This is a genomic window from Massilia phyllostachyos, from assembly GCF_021044825.1.
In the GTDB taxonomy this organism is placed as follows: Bacteria; Pseudomonadota; Gammaproteobacteria; order Burkholderiales; family Burkholderiaceae_D; genus Telluria; species Telluria phyllostachyos.
Window position 1 is genome coordinate 297862 of the sequence record NZ_JAJNOC010000005.1, and the last position, 15395, is coordinate 313256.

Sequence of the window (15395 nt, forward strand, 5' to 3'; positions counted from 1 at the left end):
AGGACACCCATGCCCCGCATCCAGACCTCCGGCGCCAACGCCACCGAGCTGTATTACTACGAACAAGGCAAGGGCCAGCCCGTCGTGCTGATCCACGGCTGGCCGCTCAGCCACCGCATGTGGGAATCGCAGATCACCGCCCTGTCCGAAGCCGGCTACCGCGTGATCGCCTACGACCGCCGCGGCTTCGGCCAGTCCGGCCGTCCGACGGCTGGCTACGACTACGACACCTTCGCCATCGACCTGAACGAGATCATCACCCAGCTCGACCTGCGCGACGTGGCCCTGGCCGGCTTCTCGATGGGCGGCGGCGAAGTGGCGCGCTACATCGGCCGATTCGGCACCTCGCGCCTGTCCAAAGCCATGCTGCTGGGCGCGGTGCCGCCCTTCCTGCTCAAGACCGACGACAATCCGGAAGGCGTCGACAAGTCGGTGTTCGACGGCATGCTCGACGGCGTGCGCCAGGACCGCGTCGCCTTCCTGGGCGACTTCTTCCCCGGCTTCTACAACCTGGACCCGGACGGCAAGGATGGCCGCGAGCTGCTCGCCTTCAGCAAGTGGCTGGCCTGGGAAGCCTCGCCGCTGGCGACCCAGCAGTGCATCGTCGCCTTCGGCGCCACCGACTTCCGCGCCGACCTGGCGAAGTTCGACATCCCGACCCTGGTCGCGCATGGCGACAAGGACCAGATCGTGCCGCTCGAAGTGTCCGGCCAGCGCTCGCACGCGCTGATCGCCGGCAGCCGGCTGGAGGTCGTCAAGGGCGCGCCGCACGGCTTCGCGGCCACCCATGCGCAGGAACTCAATGCGCTGATGCTGGACTTCCTGAAAAGCTGATCACGGCCGCGTCTCGGGGACGTTGTCGTCCGGCTCCTCGGGAATGATGTAGACCTTGCCCGCCGTCGCCCCCGCGTCGTGCTTGCGCGCCCGCAGGTCGCGGTAGACGGCGGCGCGCATGATCGTCATCGCCACCACCGGGGCGGTGAGCAGCAGGAACAGAGAAATGATCAATTCGTGGATCACCAGGCGCGACTGCTCCACCGTGAAGTAGAGCATCGACGCCAGCAGCAGGCAGCCGGCGCCCAGCGTGATGGTGATGGCCGGCCCGTGCATGCGCTGGTAGAAGGTCGGCAGCCGCAGCAGCCCCAGTGCGCCGGTCAGGATGATGCTGGCGCCCAGCACCAGCAGCAGCGCCACCGGCAATGCGGCCCAGGCGGGAATGGTGTCGACGCCCTTCATTCGATGATCTCCCCGCGCATCAGGAACTTCGCCATCGCAATGGTCGACACGAAGCCGACCAGGGCGACCAGGATCGCCGCCTCGAAATAAACTTGCGTGCCGAAGCGGATGCCCAGCACCAGCGCCAGCAGCATCCCGCACATCCACAAGGTATCCAGGGCCAGCACGCGGTCGTGCGCCGAGGGGCCGCGCAGCAGGCGCACGGCGCAGAAGGCCATCGCCACCAGCACGCATACCAGGGCGTAGCCGATCGACAGTTCAAGCAGGGTTTGCATGGTCATTCTCCGGTGACTCCGATTCGAATATCTCGATCAGCGGCCGCTCGTAGCGGTCCTTGATGGTGTCGATCCACCACTGCTGGTCGTGCAGGTCGAACACGTGCAGCGACAGCTCGTGCGTCTCCGGCAGGACCTCGACCCACACCGTCCCCGGCGTCATGTTGATCAGGCAGGACAGCATGGCCAGCCCGTAGGGGTCGCGCAGGGTCAGGGGCACGCGCATGAATTCGGCGCGCACGGTCTGGTAGTCGCGGAACAGGATGATGCGGCACACGTTGAAGCAGGAGCGCACCACCTCCCTCGATGCCATCCCGATCAGGCGCAGGAACACCAGGGGCTTGCGCAGGCGCGGATAGCCGAGCGGCTGCAGGCGGCGCGTCAGCAGGGGGATGGCGACGCCGAGCAGCGCGCCGAACAGCAGGTTGGCCGGATCGATCGCCTGGTTCAGCAGCAGCCACAGGGCGCCGAGCAGCAGCGACACGAAGGGATAGGGCAGCCAGGGCGTCATGGCGCCACCTCCTGCGCTGCCGGCCCAGGCACCGGCGCCGTGCCCAGCACCGCATCGATGTAGAGCCGCGGATTGTGGATGTCCGCGCCGGCGCGCGCGAGATACGAGAACACCGGCTGCGCCTGGATCGTCAGCACCACCGACGCCGCCAGCAGCGCCGCCACCGGCATCACCTCGGCCGTGTGCAGGCGCGGCGGACCGACGGTCTCGGTGGCCCAGAAGGTGCGTACCCCGAAGCGCATCAGCGACACGATGGCGACCAGGCCGGACAGGATGACCAGGGCCATCAGCGACCAGCCGGTCGCTCCGATGGCGCCGCCATCCGCGTGCGGCTGCAGCAGCGCGTGGAACATGCCGAACTTGGCGACGAAACCGGACAGCGGCGGCAGGCCGGCGATCGTCAGCGAGCAGGCCGCGAAGGCGAGCGACAGGAAGGCCATCGCGGCCGGCACCCCCTTGCCCTTCGGTTCGGCCGGCATGTCCTCGACCGCATACGCTTCCATGGTCAGCGCCAGCATCGCGGCGCCCGGCGTGCGGATGCGGTCGACCAGTTCGATCAGCAGCACGAAGGCGGCGATCGCGATCGTCGACGCCAGGTAGTAGTAGAGGCCCGCCGTGACCAGGAGCGGCTCGCCGTAGCCGATCACCGCCAGCAGCGTGCCCGAGGAGACGATGGCCGCATAGCCGGCCATGCGTCCGGCGGTGTCGGTGGCCAGCATGCCGGCCGCGCCGAACACGATGGTTGCCATGCCGCCCCACAGCAGGGCGTCGTAGCCGAAGTGGGCGGCCGGGCCGGCCTCCATCCCGAACACCAGCAGCCAGATACGCAGGATGACGTAGGCGCCGACCTTGGTCATCAACACCAGCATGACGGCCACCGGCGGCGAGGCGGCCGCATAGGTGGTCGGCAGCCAGAAGCCGAGCGGCCACATCGCGCCCTTCACCAGGAAGGCCAGGGCCAGGACCGCGACCCCGGTGCGCAGCAGGCCCGCATCCGGCCCCGCCAGGCCTGGCACGCGCGCGGCCAGGTCGGCCATGTTGAGGGTGCCGGTAGTGGCGTAGATCAGCGCCACGCCGATCAGGAACATCAGCGCGGCGACCAGGTTGACGGCGATGTACTGCATGCTGGCGCGCAGGCGCGCCACGTTGTAGCCGTGCAGGACCAGGCCGTAGGAGGCGGCCAGCATCACTTCAAAAAATACGAACAGGTTGAACAGGTCGTGGGTGAGGAAGGCGCCGTTGATCCCCATGAGCAGGAACTGGAACAGCGAGTGGAAGTGCACGCCGATGCGGCTCCAGCGCGGCTGGGCGTAGTGCAGGGCGCACAGGGCCAGCACGGCGGTCAGCACCAGCATCATGCTCGACAGGCGGTCGGCCACCAGCGCGATGCCGAAGGGCGCGGCCCAGTTGGCGGCGAGGTAGACCCCCACGCTTCCCGACCACTGCCCGTCGCTGAAATAGACCAGCGCCAGCGCATTCACGAGCAGCAGCAGCGCGGCGCCGTAGCTGGCGGCGAACTTCAATCGATGCCGGCCCTGGGTGAGCGGCGCCAGCAGCGCGCCGCACAGCAGCGGCAGCAGCACCGGCAGGATCACGAGGTGGCGGGTCCAGTCGAGGTTCATTCGCCTGGTTCCTCCCCGTCCACGTGGTCGGTGCCGGTCAGGCCGCGCGCGCCGATCATGACCACCAGGTAGAGCGCCGTAGTGGCGAAGCCGATCACGATCGCGGTCAGCACCAGGGCCTGCGGCACCGGGTCGGCCAGCAGCGCCGGATCGGGCGGCGTGCCGGCCGGGGTCAGGGGCGGGCGGTCGACGCTCAGGCGCCCCATGGCGAAGATGAACAGGTTGACGGCGTAGGACATCAGCATCAGGCCGGTCAAGACCTGGAAGCTGCGCGGACGCAGGATCAGCCAGATGCCCGATCCGAACACGATGCCGATGGCGATGGCGAGCGCGGCTTCCATTACTGGATCTCCTTGGTCGGGGCGAGCGAGGACAGGCTGGTGCTGCGCGGCGCGCTGGCGGCGGCACCCGGCATGCGCCGGCTGCGCAGCGACTGGTGGGCCAGCGCCACCAGGATCAGCATGGTGGTGCCGACCACCACCAGGAACACGCCGAGGTCGAACACGAAGGCCGAGGGCAGGTGCAGCTCGCCCAGCAGCGGCAGGGTGAGGTGGGCCGTGTGGCTGGTGAGGAAGGGGTAGCCGAACAGCCAGGCGCCGATACCGGTGCCGCAGGCACACAAGAGGCCGAGGCAAATCCAGCGGTGCGGCCGCAGGCGCAGGTGCGATTCGACCCAGTCGGTGCCGGCCACCATGTACTGCACGATCAGGGCGGTGGCGAAGATCAGGCCGGCGACGAAGCCGCCGCCCGGCAGGTTGTGGCCGCGCATGAAGAAGTAGACCGCGATCACGCCCATCACCGGCAGCAGCAGGCGCAGGTAGACCGCCTGCACCATCAGGTAGCCGTCGCGCGCCTGGCGCGCCGGCTTCTGGCTGACGGCAGGGTCGACGTCGCTCGCCTGCTGGATCGGAATCGCGATGCTTTCCGGCGCCGGCCTGAAGCGGCGCAGCAGCGCATACACGGTCAGGGCCACCGCCGACAGCACGGTGATCTCGCCCATCGTGTCGAAGCTGCGGAAGTCGACCAGCAGCACGTTGACCACGTTGGCGCCGCCGCCTTCCGGCAGGGCGTGCGCCACGAAGAATTCGCGCAGGGACGCGGGGCCGGGGCGGGTGAGGACCGCGTAGCTGGCGGCGGCCAGCGCGAGGCCGCCGAAGGCGGCCACCAGCAGGTCGCGCGAGCGGCGCAGCCAGGAGCCGAGAGGGAGACGGCCCTTCAGGTACTCCGGCTGAAAGCGCGGCGGCAGCCAGCGCAGGCCGAGCAGGATCAGCACCGTGGTCACGGTTTCCACCATCAGCTGGGTCAGCGCCAGGTCGGGCGCCGACAGCCACAGGAAGGTGATGCTGGTGACCATGCCGGTGCCGCCCACCAGCGCCAGCGCCGTCAGGCGGTGATACTTGGCCTGCCAGGCCGCGGCCACGGCGCAGCCGGCCCCGATCAGCCAGAGCATGGCGAACAGCGGGTCGGCGTCCAGCAGAGAGGGCGTGACCAGGTCGTGCACCGGGCGCGCCAGCAGCAGCGGCACCGCGACCATCGCGCACATCAGGACCAGCAGCTGCGGCTGCAGGCGCCGGGTGCCGGTCACGCGCAGCAGCCAGGCCGCGCCCGACGACAAGGCCAGCATGGTCGATTCGTACATCTGCGCGCCCTTCAGGCGGTGCAGCAGCGGCACCCGGTCGCGCTCGCGCAGTTCGAAGCGGTTACGCAGCAGCAGGTAGACCAGCACGCCGCCGCCCAGGGCAGCCACGCTCATCATCAGCGGCAGGTTGACGCCGTGCCAGATCGCCAGGCTGTACTCGGGCAGCGTGGGACCGAGCACGGCGCCGGCCGCCACTTCCAGGATGCGCCCGATCACGCGCTCGGGCATCACCCCAACCGCGATGCACAGCAGCACCAGGCACTCGATCGGCACCCGCATCCAGCGCGCCGGTTCGTGCGGCGTCTCGGGCAGGTCGCGCGCCAGCGGTCCGAAGAACACGCTGATGAAGCGCAGCGAGTACACCACGCTGAATATGCCCATGAGGACAGCCACCACCGACATCCACCAATTATCGAGGCCGCCGACGATCATGGTCTCGGCGAAGAACATCTCTTTCGAGAGGAAGCCGTTCATCAGCGGCACGCCGGCCATCGCCGCGCTGGCGACGATGGCCAGCGCCGCCGTGTGCGGCATCGCGCGCCGCAGGCCGCGCAGCAGGCGCATGTCGCGGGTGCCGCTCTCGTGGTCGACGATGCCGACCGCCATGAACAGCGAAGCCTTGAACACCGCATGGTTCATGGTGTGGAAGATGGCCGCCACCACCGACAGCGGCGTGCCGATGCCCATCAGGATCGTGATCAGGCCGAGGTGGCTGATGGTCGAATAGGCCAGCAGCCCCTTCATGTCGTGCTGGAAGATGGCGAACAGGGAGCCGATCAGCAGGGTGCAGACGCCGGCGCCGGCGAGGATCCAGAACCAGGCCTCGGTGCCCGCCAGGGCCGGCCACAGGCGCATCAGCAGGAACACGCCGGCCTTCACCATGGTGGCGGAATGCAGGTAGGCGGAGACCGGCGTCGGCGCCGCCATCGCATGCGGCAGCCAGAAGTGGAAGGGGAACTGCGCGCTCTTGGTCAGGGCGCCCAGCAGCACCAGCACCAGCGCCGGCAGGTACCAGTCGTGGGCGCGGATGATGTTGCCGGCCGCGAGCACCTTCTCGAGTTCGTAGCTGCCCGCCATCTGCCCGAGCAGCAGCATCCCGGCCAGCATGCACAGGCCGCCGATGGTGGTCACCGTGAACGCCATGCGCGCGCCGCGGCGGGCGTCGTTGCGCTCCTGCCAGTAGCCGATCAGCAGAAAAGAAGTGACGCTGGTGAGCTCCCAGAACACCACCAGCTGGATCAGGTTCCCGGACAGGACCACGCCCAGCATGGCGCCCATGAAGGCCATGATGCAGGCGTAGAAGCGCGCGACCGGGTCGCGTTTCGACATGTAGTAGCGCGCGTACAGCAGCACCAGCACGCCGATGCCGAGCACCATCATGGTGAAGACCCAGGCCAGGCCGTCCATGCGCAGGATGATGTCGAGGCCGAAGGTGGGCAGCCAGGGGTGGTATTCCTTGGGCACTTCGCCGGCGGCGATGGGGTCGAACTGGGCGGCGGCGAGGATCAGCGCCGCCAGCGTGGCGAGGGCGGAGACGGCGGCCGGCCGGTGGCGCGAGCCGGACGGCATGCAGGCCGCCATGAAGGCGGCGCCGAAGGGCAGGAGGACGAGCAGGAGCAGCATCAGCGCTCCCCGGGCAGGGCGCGGTCAGCCATCGTCCTTGTCCTTCCGGCTGCGCACCAGCAGCGTGTCGCAGGCCAGCTGCTGCAGCAGGTCTTCGCTGCGGCTGCCCATGAACATGCGCGCCATGCCGGATTGCGGGTGGATGCCGAGCACCGCCAGCTGGATCGCTTCGTCGCGCACGTAGCGCGGCAGGGTGTCGGTCAGGCTGCCGTGGCCGATGAAGGTGGCGACGGCGGCGCGCGCCTCCGTCGGCAGGATGCAGGTGTCGAGGAAGCGTTCGCTCGCCTCCAGCGCGTCCTGCACCGCGCCGGCGACCGGCTCGGCCAGTTCTTCCAGCACGTGGAACAGCACGATGCGGCGGCCCGGGAACAGGCGCGCGGCGGTCTCGAGGGCCTGGCGCGCGGCATGCGAGAAATCGTTCGCCACGAGGATGCGCGCGTACGGCCCGCGGGTGCGCTGGCGCACCACCAGCAGCGGGTGGACCAGGTCCTGGGCCAGACGCTCGGCGGTGGAGCCGAGGATCAGGCGCTGGAAGCTGTCTTCGTTCGACGCGCCGGTCAGCACCAGCGCGTCGTCCATGCCGCCCGCCACCTCGAGGATGGCGTCGGTCACGTCGCCCTCGACCACCTGCAGGGTCGGCGACAATCCGCTGCCCGCGAATTCCTCGTCCAGCTCGCGGCGCGCGGCCAGTTCGAAACCCTGGGGGGCGCCGTCGCGCTCGAGCCAGGACGCGACTTCGTCCGGCGTGCGCGGGCCTTCGCGCACGGTCAGGACGTGCAGGTCGGACTGGAATTCGCTGGCCAGCTGCTTCGCACGGTCCAGTGGGCGGTCGCAGCGCGCGCACAGGTCCGTGGCGAGCAGCAGGCGCTGGGGCGAGGGCCCGCGGGTGCTGTCGTTCACGCGTCTCTCCATGCCTTGGCAAAGTGGCAAATGCGTCCACTTTACTTTTTTTACATGGATTACGGCAACGCGTTACCCCGGGTCAACTCATCAGTGGCGCGCCACGGGCAGTGCTCGACCCGATGGCATGAGGACGTGCGCGCCGGCCCGGGCCGGCTTGGTAGCATGGCGGCATGCACATCCTCTGGACTTACCTGCGCCCGCACTGGCGCCTCGCCGCCCTCGCCCTGCTGCTGGCCGGCGTGGCGCAGGTCCTGAACCTGGTCGACCCGATCATCTTCGGGAAGATCATCGACGACTATGCGCTGAACCCCGGCGCCAGGACCGATGACGAACTGGTTTCCGGCGTGCTGCGCCTGCTCGGCCTCGCGGTGCTGGTCGCCCTGCTCTCGCGCCTGGCCAAGGCGCTGCAGGAATACGTGACGCGCCTGACCGTGCAGCGCCTCGGCGTGGCGATCTTCAACGACGGCCTGCGCCACGTGCTGCGCCTGAAGTACCAGGAGTTCGAAGACCTGAGGAGCGGCGAGACCCTGTCGCTGCTGCAGAAGGTGCGCGCCGACAGCGAGCGCTTCATCAATACCTTCATCAATACGGTGTTCGCCTCGATCGTCGGCGTCTCCTTCCTGGTCTGGTATGCGGTGACCAAGCACTGGCTGCTGGTGCCGGTGTTCCTGGTCGGGGTGCTGGTGCTGGGCGGCCTCACCGGATTACTGAGCCGCGAGATCAAGACCCAGCAGCGCTCGATCGTGCGCGAGACCAACCGCAACTCCGGCTTCATCACCGAGTCGCTGCGCAACATCGAGTTGATCAAGAGCCTGGGCCTGACCTTCACCGAGATCCGCCGCCTGCGCGAACAGACCGACAGCATCTTCGAACTCGAGATGCAGAAGGTGAAGCGCATCCGCCTGCTCTCCTTTTTACAGGGCAGCACCCTGAGCCTCCTGAGGCTGGCGATCCTGTTCGCGCTCTTGTGGCTGATCTTCCGCCACGTGCTCTCGACCGGGGAACTGATCGCGATGCAGTTCATCTCGGTGGCGATCTTCGCGCCGCTGCAGGAACTGGGCAACATCATCCTCGCGCATCGCGAGGTGGAGGCGTCCTTGCTCAACTTCCGCACGCTGATGGACAAGCCGATCGAGCGCCGGCCGCAGGATTTCGTAGAGATCGGCGCGCTGACCCAGATCCGCTTCGCCGACGTGGGCTTCCGCCACAAGGGCGCGCCGGAGGATTCGCTGGTGGACGTGTCGTTCGCCGCCTCGCTCGGCCAGACCGTGGCCTTTGTCGGTCCGTCCGGCTCGGGCAAGTCGACCCTGGTGAAGCTGCTGGTCGGCCTGTACACGCCGGCGCGCGGCAAGGTGTACTACAACGAGATCTCGACCGAAGACCTGCGCTACAACGAGGCGCGCCGCCAGATCGGTTTCGTGACGCAGGAGACCAACCTGTTCGCCGGCACCATCCGCGACAACCTGCTGTTCGTGAAGCCGGATGCGAGCGACGCCCAGATCATGGCGGCGATGGAGCAGGCTTCCTGCCTCAAGCTGCTGGCGAAGTCGCCCGAGGGGCTGGACACCGTCATCGGCGAGCGCGGCATGAAGCTGTCGGGCGGCGAGAAGCAGCGCCTGTCAATTGCGCGGGCGCTGGTGCGCGAGCCGCGCCTGCTGATCTTCGACGAGGCCACGTCGGCGCTGGATTCGCTGACCGAGGAGCAGATCACGAATACGGTGCGCCAGATCTCGGCGCGCGCGACGCAGATCACGATCCTGATCGCGCACCGGCTGTCGACCGTCATGCATGCGGACACGATCTACGTCCTGGAGAAGGGGCGCGTCGTGGAGACCGGCTCGCACGAGGCGCTGGTGGCGCAGAAGGGCTTGTATTACGCGATGTGGCGCCAGCAGATCGGCGAGCGGCCGGTGCCGGTCACCACGGATCACGCATCGGACGGATAACGCAGCCCGATCTGGGAACGGATGTCGTCCAGCAGCGCCATCAAGGTCAAACTGTCGTCCAGCGTCATCCACGGATGTTCCAGCAAGCCTTCGCGCAGGCAGCGGCCGGCTTCGATGGCCTCATGCGTGTAGCCGTTGCCGAGCCAGGGCGTCGGGATGGTGCGCGAGGAACCATCCATCAGCTCCACCGTGATGCGCTCCGCCAAGTGGAACATGCGGCGCATGCGGATGCTGCCCCTGGTGCCGGAGACGATCAGCTCGGAAGCCGAGCGCGCCCGCATCGAGCAGCTGCAGACCGACAGCGTGCCGCCGCTGTGCTTCATGGTGAAGGCGGTCGTGGCATCGACGCCGGTGTCGGTGAACACGGCTTGCGCGCGCACGCTGTCCACGTTGCCCAGCAGGGCGCAGGCGATCGACAGCGGATAGATGCCGAGGTCGAGCAGGGCGCCGCCGCCGAGTTCGAGCTTGTTGACGCGGTGTTCCGGGTCGAGCGTGGCCGAATAGCCGAAGTCGGCGTGCATCTGGGTGATGGTCCCGATCTCGCCCGAGGCCATGATGCGCTTGACCTCGGCCAGCGCCGGCATGAAGCGCGTCCACATCGCCTCCATCAGGAACAGGCCCTTGGCGCGCGCCAGCGCCACGACTTCGCCGGCCTCGACCCGGTTCATGGTGAAAGGCTTCTCGCACAGGACCGCCTTGCCGCCGCCCAGCGCCAATAGGGCGTTCTCGGCATGCATGGGATGCGGCGTGCCGATGTAGATGATGTCGACGTCCGGCGCGTCGGCCAGCGCCTGGTAGGAGCCGTAGGCCTGTTCGATGTCCAGCTCGCGGGCGAAGGTTTGCGCACTGTCCAGGGTGCGCGAGCCGACCGCGGCCAGCACCGCTCCCGGCGCATGCTTCAGGCCGAGCGCAAACGCGCGCGCGATGCCGCCCGTACCCAGGATGCCCCAGCGTACCGTATCGCTCATCAGATCTCCCCTTTCACTTGCAGGTAATCCTTCAGCACGTCCACCACCAGCTGGTGGTCTTCCGGCCCCGGCAGGCCCGACACCGTGATGGTGCCGACCTGGCCGGTGCCGCGCACGACGACCGGAAAGGCGCCGCCATGTGCAGCATACTCCCGCGGATCGAAGGTTGGAATGGCGTCGTAGTCCAGGCCGTCCAGCACCGCCTGCGTGTGGATGAAGAAGGAACTGTGGCCGGTGCGGTTGGCGAGGTTGCTCTTGCGGCGGATCCAGTCGGCGTGGTCGCGCGGCGCGCCTTCCATGCCATGCGCGAACAGCACCTGGCCGTTGCGCGCGATCTCGACGCTGACGGTCTGCTTCCGGGCTTTTGCCCGCTCCACCAGCCTGAGGCCGATGTCGAGCGCCATGTCGTTGCCGAAGCGGTCGAATTGCAGCAGCTGTTCCTGGCGGCGCAGCAGGTCGAGGGGCGAATTGGTGTGCATCGCGGTGGTGGCCTTCGGCGTCAGTTCGGACAGCGCCGCGGTCACGTAGACCAGCGGCGCGTTCCAGTTGATGGCGACCTCGTTGCTGGCGAAGCTGCACACGTGGTCGAGGTAGGACAGGGCGGGCAGGGTGCTCGGGTAGGGCGGGCACTCGGCCTTGTCTTGCTGGAAGGGCTGCGGGCCGCCCGTGACCCAGCCCGGCACCGGCGCGGCCACGCTGTCGCCCTGCGAGGGCCGGTGGTGCGGATGCATGGACGGCCGCGCGCCAAAGCCGGTGACGAAGGATTGGCCGAGGGCGTTGCGGCCCAGGACGTAGTCGAGCGCCGACTGGCTCGCCTGCAGGTATTCCGGTTTTCCGTTCAGCCGATAACCCTGCAGCAGCATCATGGCCTGGTTCAGCATGACGGCATTGCTGCCCCAGACGAAGTCGGATGCCCGCATCGGCACCCGGTAGCCGGACGTGCGCCACTCATTCGCGAGGCGTGCTGCCAGGCCGTCGACGCGGGCGGTGATCAAGGTGCGGTCGGCCAGCGGCGTGAGGCGGTCGCGGTGATGGGCCAGCGACGTCCAGGCAAGGCCGCGTACGTCGTCCCAGGCGGGGTAGGTGTTCGACACCGTCTCCGGCTGCAGCGCCGTGTAGTAGCTGTCCTTGCCGGTGCTGATGTAGAGCTCCGCCGCGGCCCAGGCGAATTCGTCGTCCACGCGCGCATCGCCGTATTCGCCGGTGACGACGTCCGCCGGATTCTTGAACAGGACCGCCGGATTGGCCTGCGCCCACTTGAACGCGGCTTCGCTGGCCGCCAGCATCTTCGCCGCCGTGCCCGGATACTGCTTCTGGTACGGCGCCAGCACGCGGCTGGCGGCGGCCATGGTGGCGGCGAAGTTGAGCGCAGCCGAGGTGCTCTTGGCGACCACGTAGCGCGGTTCTTTCTGCGCCAGGTGCGGCATCACCATCGCATCGAACTTCAGGTTGGTGAGCTTGTGGTAGACGCCACCGTCCGCCGGGTCCTGCATCGACAGCATCCATGCGAGGTTCCACATCGCCTCGTCGATGATGTCGGGGACGCCGTTGCCGGATTCCGGGATGTTCACGTCGAGCCTGTCGAACCAGCGCGGGAAGTGCTCGTACGCGGCCAGCAGGGTATAGGTCGTGATGCCGGAACTGGGCAGGTATTTGTTGTAGTCGCCGGCATCGTACCAGCCGCGGCTGGCGGCGATCACCGTCCCGGCCGGGCGAGTACTCGAGGCGGCCGAGGCGTGGACCAGCACCTTGTCGTCCGGATGCCCGGCCGGACGCGCCCAGGCGCCGGCGTACTGCGGCGCCAGTGCGATCGCGGTGCGGTTGAAGTAGAGGGCTTTCAGCGACGCGACGCTCAGCGCGCGGTAGTTGTCCGGCTTGACCGTAAAGGCATCCGACAGCGGCAGGCCCTCCACCTTGATCCGGTACGACCCTGGCGCGACGAGGCCGCTGAAGTCGGCGATGCGCACGGTCTCGCCGGATGCTTCCCACCTCACCGGCGCACCGAGGGCGCCGGAGAACACCGCCTTGCCGCCCGCCGCCGGCACTACCTCGAAGCGAGAGCCGGCGGATTGCGGCGCCACGGCCAGCTTCTGCGCATCAGGCAGGAAGCCAAGCTGGTTGACTTTCACGATCGGCGTCCCGGCCGCGGCGCTGCCGGCAACGCACAACAGCACCAGGAGCAGGCGCCTCATGCCGGCACCGCCTTCGCCTGTCCGTCCGCGCTCGGCGCGCTGCCGTCGTCATGGTGGAAGGGCGCGTACCAGGTGGCGAGGAAGGAGGGAATCGTCGCCACCATCACGAACACGAAGTAGCTGACGTAGCCCATCATCTCCTGCAAGTGTCCGCTGACGATGCCCGTGACCATTCCGCACAGGCCCATCAGCCCGGTGCCGAAGGCGTAGTGGGTGGTGGTGTACTTGCCCGGCGCGAGCTGCTGCATCAGGTAGATCATGAAGCCGACCGCACCGAAGCCGAAGAAGAACTTCTCGATCACCACGCCCGCCGTGATGGCGAACAGGCTGCTCGGGAGGTAGATGCTCATGATGAGGAAGGTGACGTTCGGGATGTTAACCGCGCAGCACAGCACGAACAGGGTCGATTTCAAGCCGCGTTTCGCCACGTACCAGCCGCCCAGCAGGGAACCGAGCAGCACGGCGGCCAGGCCGTAGGTGCCGTAGATCAGTCCCAGCATCTCGTTCGACAATCCGAGCCCGCCTTTCGACACCGGGTCGACCATGAAGAAGGGCCCGATCTTCTCGAGGAAGCCAATGCTGAGCCGGAACAGGAAGGCGAAGGCGATCATGCGCCACACGCCGCGCTTCTGGAACAGGGTCACGAAGGCATCCAGCAGGATGCGGCCGGCGTCGCCCACGCTGGACGGCGTGTCGGCGGCGCGCGCGCCTTCCGGCATGAAGCGCAGGTGCCACACCGCCATCAGGAGGGTGATCCCGGCGGCGAGGAAGAAGATGATGCGCCAGGCGTCGATCCAGTCCGGACCGAATACCTTGGGGTCGTGGCCGAACACCTGCGTGTGCAGGTAGCCGCTCAGGAACACCATGCCGCCGGAGGCGACGATCGGCCCGATGTTCCAGGACAGGCTCTGGATGCCGCAGTAGAGCGATTGCGCGCGGGTGTCGAGCGAAGTCACGTAGACGCCGTCGCTGGCGATGTCCTGGGTCGCGCCGATGAACGACAGGCCGAAGAACACCGCCATCAGGATGCCCATGTAGCCGGGCAGGCCGAGGGCCAGGCCGACGCCGGCGAAGCCGAGGCCGATCGCGACCTGCGCGCACAGCACGAAGAACTTCTTGGTGCGGTACATCTCGACGAACGGCGCGAACAGCGGCTTGATGGTATAGGCCAGGATCAACAGGCTCGAATACTGGGCGGCGCGGCCGTTGTCCATGCCGAGGTTCTTGAACATGATGGCGGTGACGCTGGTGAGCATCACGTAGCCGAGCGCCATCGTGAAGTAGCCGGTCGGGACCCACAGCAGCGGCGAGCGTGACGGTTCAGCGGTGCGCATGGTCGGCTTCCGTGTGCGGATAAGGAACGGCGCGCAGGCGACGGCGCGCCTGCGCCGGCGGATGCTGGGCCAGGTGGTCGGCCAGGATCGCCGAGGCGCCGCTCAGGGCCGGATAGGGCGCGGCGATGACCCAGGTCGGGATGCGTGCGGTGAAGGCGCTGAAGCGGCCCTTCTTTTCGAAGCGCGCACGGAACGGCGACTCTGCAAAGTACGCGCCGAGCTTCGGCACCACGCCGCCGCCGATGTAGACGCCGCCCTGCGCGCCAAGGGTCACCGCCAGATTGGCGGCCACGGTGCCGAGCATGCCGCAGAAGCAGTCCACGGCTTCGCGGCTGAGGGTATCGCCGCCCGCGAGCGCGCGCGCCACGATGTCGGCCGGGCTCAAGCTTGGCGCCGGCGCCGCGCCGCGGCTGGCGGCCAGCGCCTCGCGGATCAGGGCGATGCCGGGGCCGGAAACGAAGCGCTCGGCCGAGACGTGGTCGTAACGCTGCCAGCAATAGCGCAGCACGTCGACCTCGCGCTCGTCCAGCGGCGAGAAGGCGACGTGGCCGCCCTCGCTGTGCAGCGGCACCCAGCGCCCGTTGCTGGGCACCAGGCCGGAGACCCCGAGGCCGGTGCCGGCGCCGACCAGGCCGATGGCGCAGCCGGCGCGCGCGATGCCGCCGCCGACCTGCATCAGGTCGGCGCTTCCCAGCACGGGCAGGGCCATGGCCAGGGCGGTGAAGTCGTTCACTACCAGCAGGGTGTCGAGTTTCAGCTCGGCGCGCGCGCTCGCGACCGAGAAGGCCCAGTGGTGGTTGGTCATCCGGACTGCGTCGCCGTCGATCGGGTTGGCGATGGCGATGACCGCGTGCTGGACCGGCATGGCGCAGTGGGCCAGGTAGGCGTGCACGGCGTCTTCGAAGCGCGGGTAGTCGGCGCAGGCCAGGGTGAGCATGGCCGTGATGGCGCCTGGGCCGGTTTCGAGCGCGAAGCGCGCATTGGTGCCGCCGATGTCGGCCAGCAGGCGGGGGCCATTTAAGTAATTATGCATGTCTCCTCCCTTTTCTTCTTCCGTTAGCTGCGAGACCGTCGCACCGGCGGAGGCCGGTGCCCAAGTTTCATGCGTATCGATACGCTGGCAGAACTTGGGTTCCGGCCTTCGCC

13 protein-coding genes are annotated in these 15395 nt (G+C 68.2%); 2 read left to right on the top strand and 11 right to left on the bottom strand.

All coding sequences use genetic code 11. The features are described from left to right. The first annotated feature begins 9 nt into the window (after window positions 1–9). Window positions 10–834, top strand: a complete 825-nt coding sequence (locus LQ564_RS16840) for an alpha/beta fold hydrolase (protein WP_231059268.1) — start codon at window positions 10–12, stop codon at window positions 832–834. Here LQ564_RS16840 and mnhG read toward each other — a convergent pair whose 3' ends face one another. Genes mnhG through LQ564_RS16875 form a run of 7 tightly spaced genes read right to left on the bottom strand, consistent with a single transcriptional unit; the run spans window position 835 to window position 7806 of the window. Further along, window positions 835–1236 (bottom strand): monovalent cation/H(+) antiporter subunit G, encoded by a 402-nt coding sequence (mnhG, locus tag LQ564_RS16845; protein WP_231059269.1) that lies wholly within the window; start codon window positions 1234–1236, stop codon window positions 835–837. Next, on the bottom strand, window positions 1233–1511 hold the full coding sequence (locus tag LQ564_RS16850; protein ID WP_231059270.1) for a K+/H+ antiporter subunit F: 279 nt from the start codon (window positions 1509–1511) through the stop codon (window positions 1233–1235). Before LQ564_RS16850 ends, mnhG begins: the two co-directional genes overlap by 4 nt. After that, window positions 1495–2022, bottom strand: coding sequence for a Na+/H+ antiporter subunit E (locus tag LQ564_RS16855; RefSeq protein WP_231059271.1), 528 nt, complete (start codon window positions 2020–2022; stop codon window positions 1495–1497). The genes LQ564_RS16850 and LQ564_RS16855 overlap by 17 nt, the downstream gene beginning before the upstream one ends. Then, entirely contained in the window at window positions 2019–3644 is a 1626-nt protein-coding gene (locus LQ564_RS16860) for a monovalent cation/H+ antiporter subunit D (RefSeq protein WP_231059272.1), read from the bottom strand. Before LQ564_RS16860 ends, LQ564_RS16855 begins: the two co-directional genes overlap by 4 nt. Continuing rightward, complete coding sequence (locus LQ564_RS16865; RefSeq protein ID WP_231059273.1) at window positions 3641–3985, bottom strand: Na+/H+ antiporter subunit C; 345 nt, start codon at window positions 3983–3985, stop codon at window positions 3641–3643. Before LQ564_RS16865 ends, LQ564_RS16860 begins: the two co-directional genes overlap by 4 nt. Then, window positions 3985–6906, bottom strand: coding sequence for a monovalent cation/H+ antiporter subunit A (locus LQ564_RS16870; protein WP_231059274.1), 2922 nt, complete (start codon window positions 6904–6906; stop codon window positions 3985–3987). The genes LQ564_RS16865 and LQ564_RS16870 overlap by 1 nt, the downstream gene beginning before the upstream one ends. Before the next feature lie 24 nt (window positions 6907–6930). Beyond that, window positions 6931–7806: a universal stress protein gene (locus LQ564_RS16875; RefSeq protein ID WP_231059275.1), complete on the bottom strand. Its 876-nt coding sequence runs from the start codon at window positions 7804–7806 to the stop codon at window positions 6931–6933. A 173-nt stretch (window positions 7807–7979) separates the two neighbouring features. On the opposite strand from LQ564_RS16875, the gene LQ564_RS16880 reads away from it, so the two are divergent. Next, entirely contained in the window at window positions 7980–9755 is a 1776-nt protein-coding gene (locus tag LQ564_RS16880; RefSeq protein WP_231059276.1) for an ABC transporter ATP-binding protein, read from the top strand. On the opposite strand, the gene LQ564_RS16885 is transcribed toward LQ564_RS16880, so the two are convergent. From LQ564_RS16885 to LQ564_RS16900, 4 genes are read right to left on the bottom strand one after another with little or no spacing between them, the layout of a single operon-like run. Beyond that, window positions 9737–10723 carry a Gfo/Idh/MocA family protein gene (locus LQ564_RS16885; protein ID WP_231059277.1) on the bottom strand — a complete coding sequence of 329 codons (987 nt, stop codon included), beginning with the start codon at window positions 10721–10723 and terminating at the stop codon, window positions 9737–9739. The two genes, LQ564_RS16880 and LQ564_RS16885, sit on opposite strands and share 19 nt — an antisense overlap. After that, window positions 10723–12915, bottom strand: a complete 2193-nt coding sequence (locus LQ564_RS16890; RefSeq protein WP_231059278.1) for a heme-degrading domain-containing protein — start codon at window positions 12913–12915, stop codon at window positions 10723–10725. The genes LQ564_RS16885 and LQ564_RS16890 overlap by 1 nt, the downstream gene beginning before the upstream one ends. Then, window positions 12912–14249 carry an MFS transporter gene (locus tag LQ564_RS16895; protein ID WP_231059279.1) on the bottom strand — a complete coding sequence of 446 codons (1338 nt, stop codon included), beginning with the start codon at window positions 14247–14249 and terminating at the stop codon, window positions 12912–12914. Before LQ564_RS16895 ends, LQ564_RS16890 begins: the two co-directional genes overlap by 4 nt. After that, window positions 14236–15282, bottom strand: a complete 1047-nt coding sequence (locus LQ564_RS16900; RefSeq protein ID WP_231059280.1) for a glucokinase — start codon at window positions 15280–15282, stop codon at window positions 14236–14238. The genes LQ564_RS16895 and LQ564_RS16900 overlap by 14 nt, the downstream gene beginning before the upstream one ends. Between the last annotated feature and the right edge of the window lie 113 nt (window positions 15283–15395).

Excerpts from the sequence above, each read along its gene's own strand:
- LQ564_RS16840 (WP_231059268.1), top strand. The coding sequence starts at position 10 with ATGCCCCGCATCCAGACCTCCGGCGCCAACGCCACCGAGCTGTATTAC.
- mnhG (WP_231059269.1), bottom strand. The coding sequence starts at position 1,236 with ATGAAGGGCGTCGACACCATTCCCGCCTGGGCCGCATTGCCGGTGGCG.
- LQ564_RS16850 (WP_231059270.1), bottom strand. The coding sequence starts at position 1,511 with ATGCAAACCCTGCTTGAACTGTCGATCGGCTACGCCCTGGTATGCGTG.
- LQ564_RS16855 (WP_231059271.1), bottom strand. The coding sequence starts at position 2,022 with ATGACGCCCTGGCTGCCCTATCCCTTCGTGTCGCTGCTGCTCGGCGCC.
- LQ564_RS16860 (WP_231059272.1), bottom strand. The coding sequence starts at position 3,644 with ATGAACCTCGACTGGACCCGCCACCTCGTGATCCTGCCGGTGCTGCTG.
- LQ564_RS16865 (WP_231059273.1), bottom strand. The coding sequence starts at position 3,985 with ATGGAAGCCGCGCTCGCCATCGCCATCGGCATCGTGTTCGGATCGGGC.
- LQ564_RS16870 (WP_231059274.1), bottom strand. The coding sequence starts at position 6,906 with ATGCTGCTCCTGCTCGTCCTCCTGCCCTTCGGCGCCGCCTTCATGGCG.
- LQ564_RS16880 (WP_231059276.1), top strand. The coding sequence starts at position 7,980 with ATGCACATCCTCTGGACTTACCTGCGCCCGCACTGGCGCCTCGCCGCC.
- LQ564_RS16885 (WP_231059277.1), bottom strand. The coding sequence starts at position 10,723 with ATGAGCGATACGGTACGCTGGGGCATCCTGGGTACGGGCGGCATCGCG.
- LQ564_RS16890 (WP_231059278.1), bottom strand. The coding sequence starts at position 12,915 with ATGAGGCGCCTGCTCCTGGTGCTGTTGTGCGTTGCCGGCAGCGCCGCG.
- LQ564_RS16895 (WP_231059279.1), bottom strand. The coding sequence starts at position 14,249 with ATGCGCACCGCTGAACCGTCACGCTCGCCGCTGCTGTGGGTCCCGACC.
- LQ564_RS16900 (WP_231059280.1), bottom strand. The coding sequence starts at position 15,282 with ATGCATAATTACTTAAATGGCCCCCGCCTGCTGGCCGACATCGGCGGC.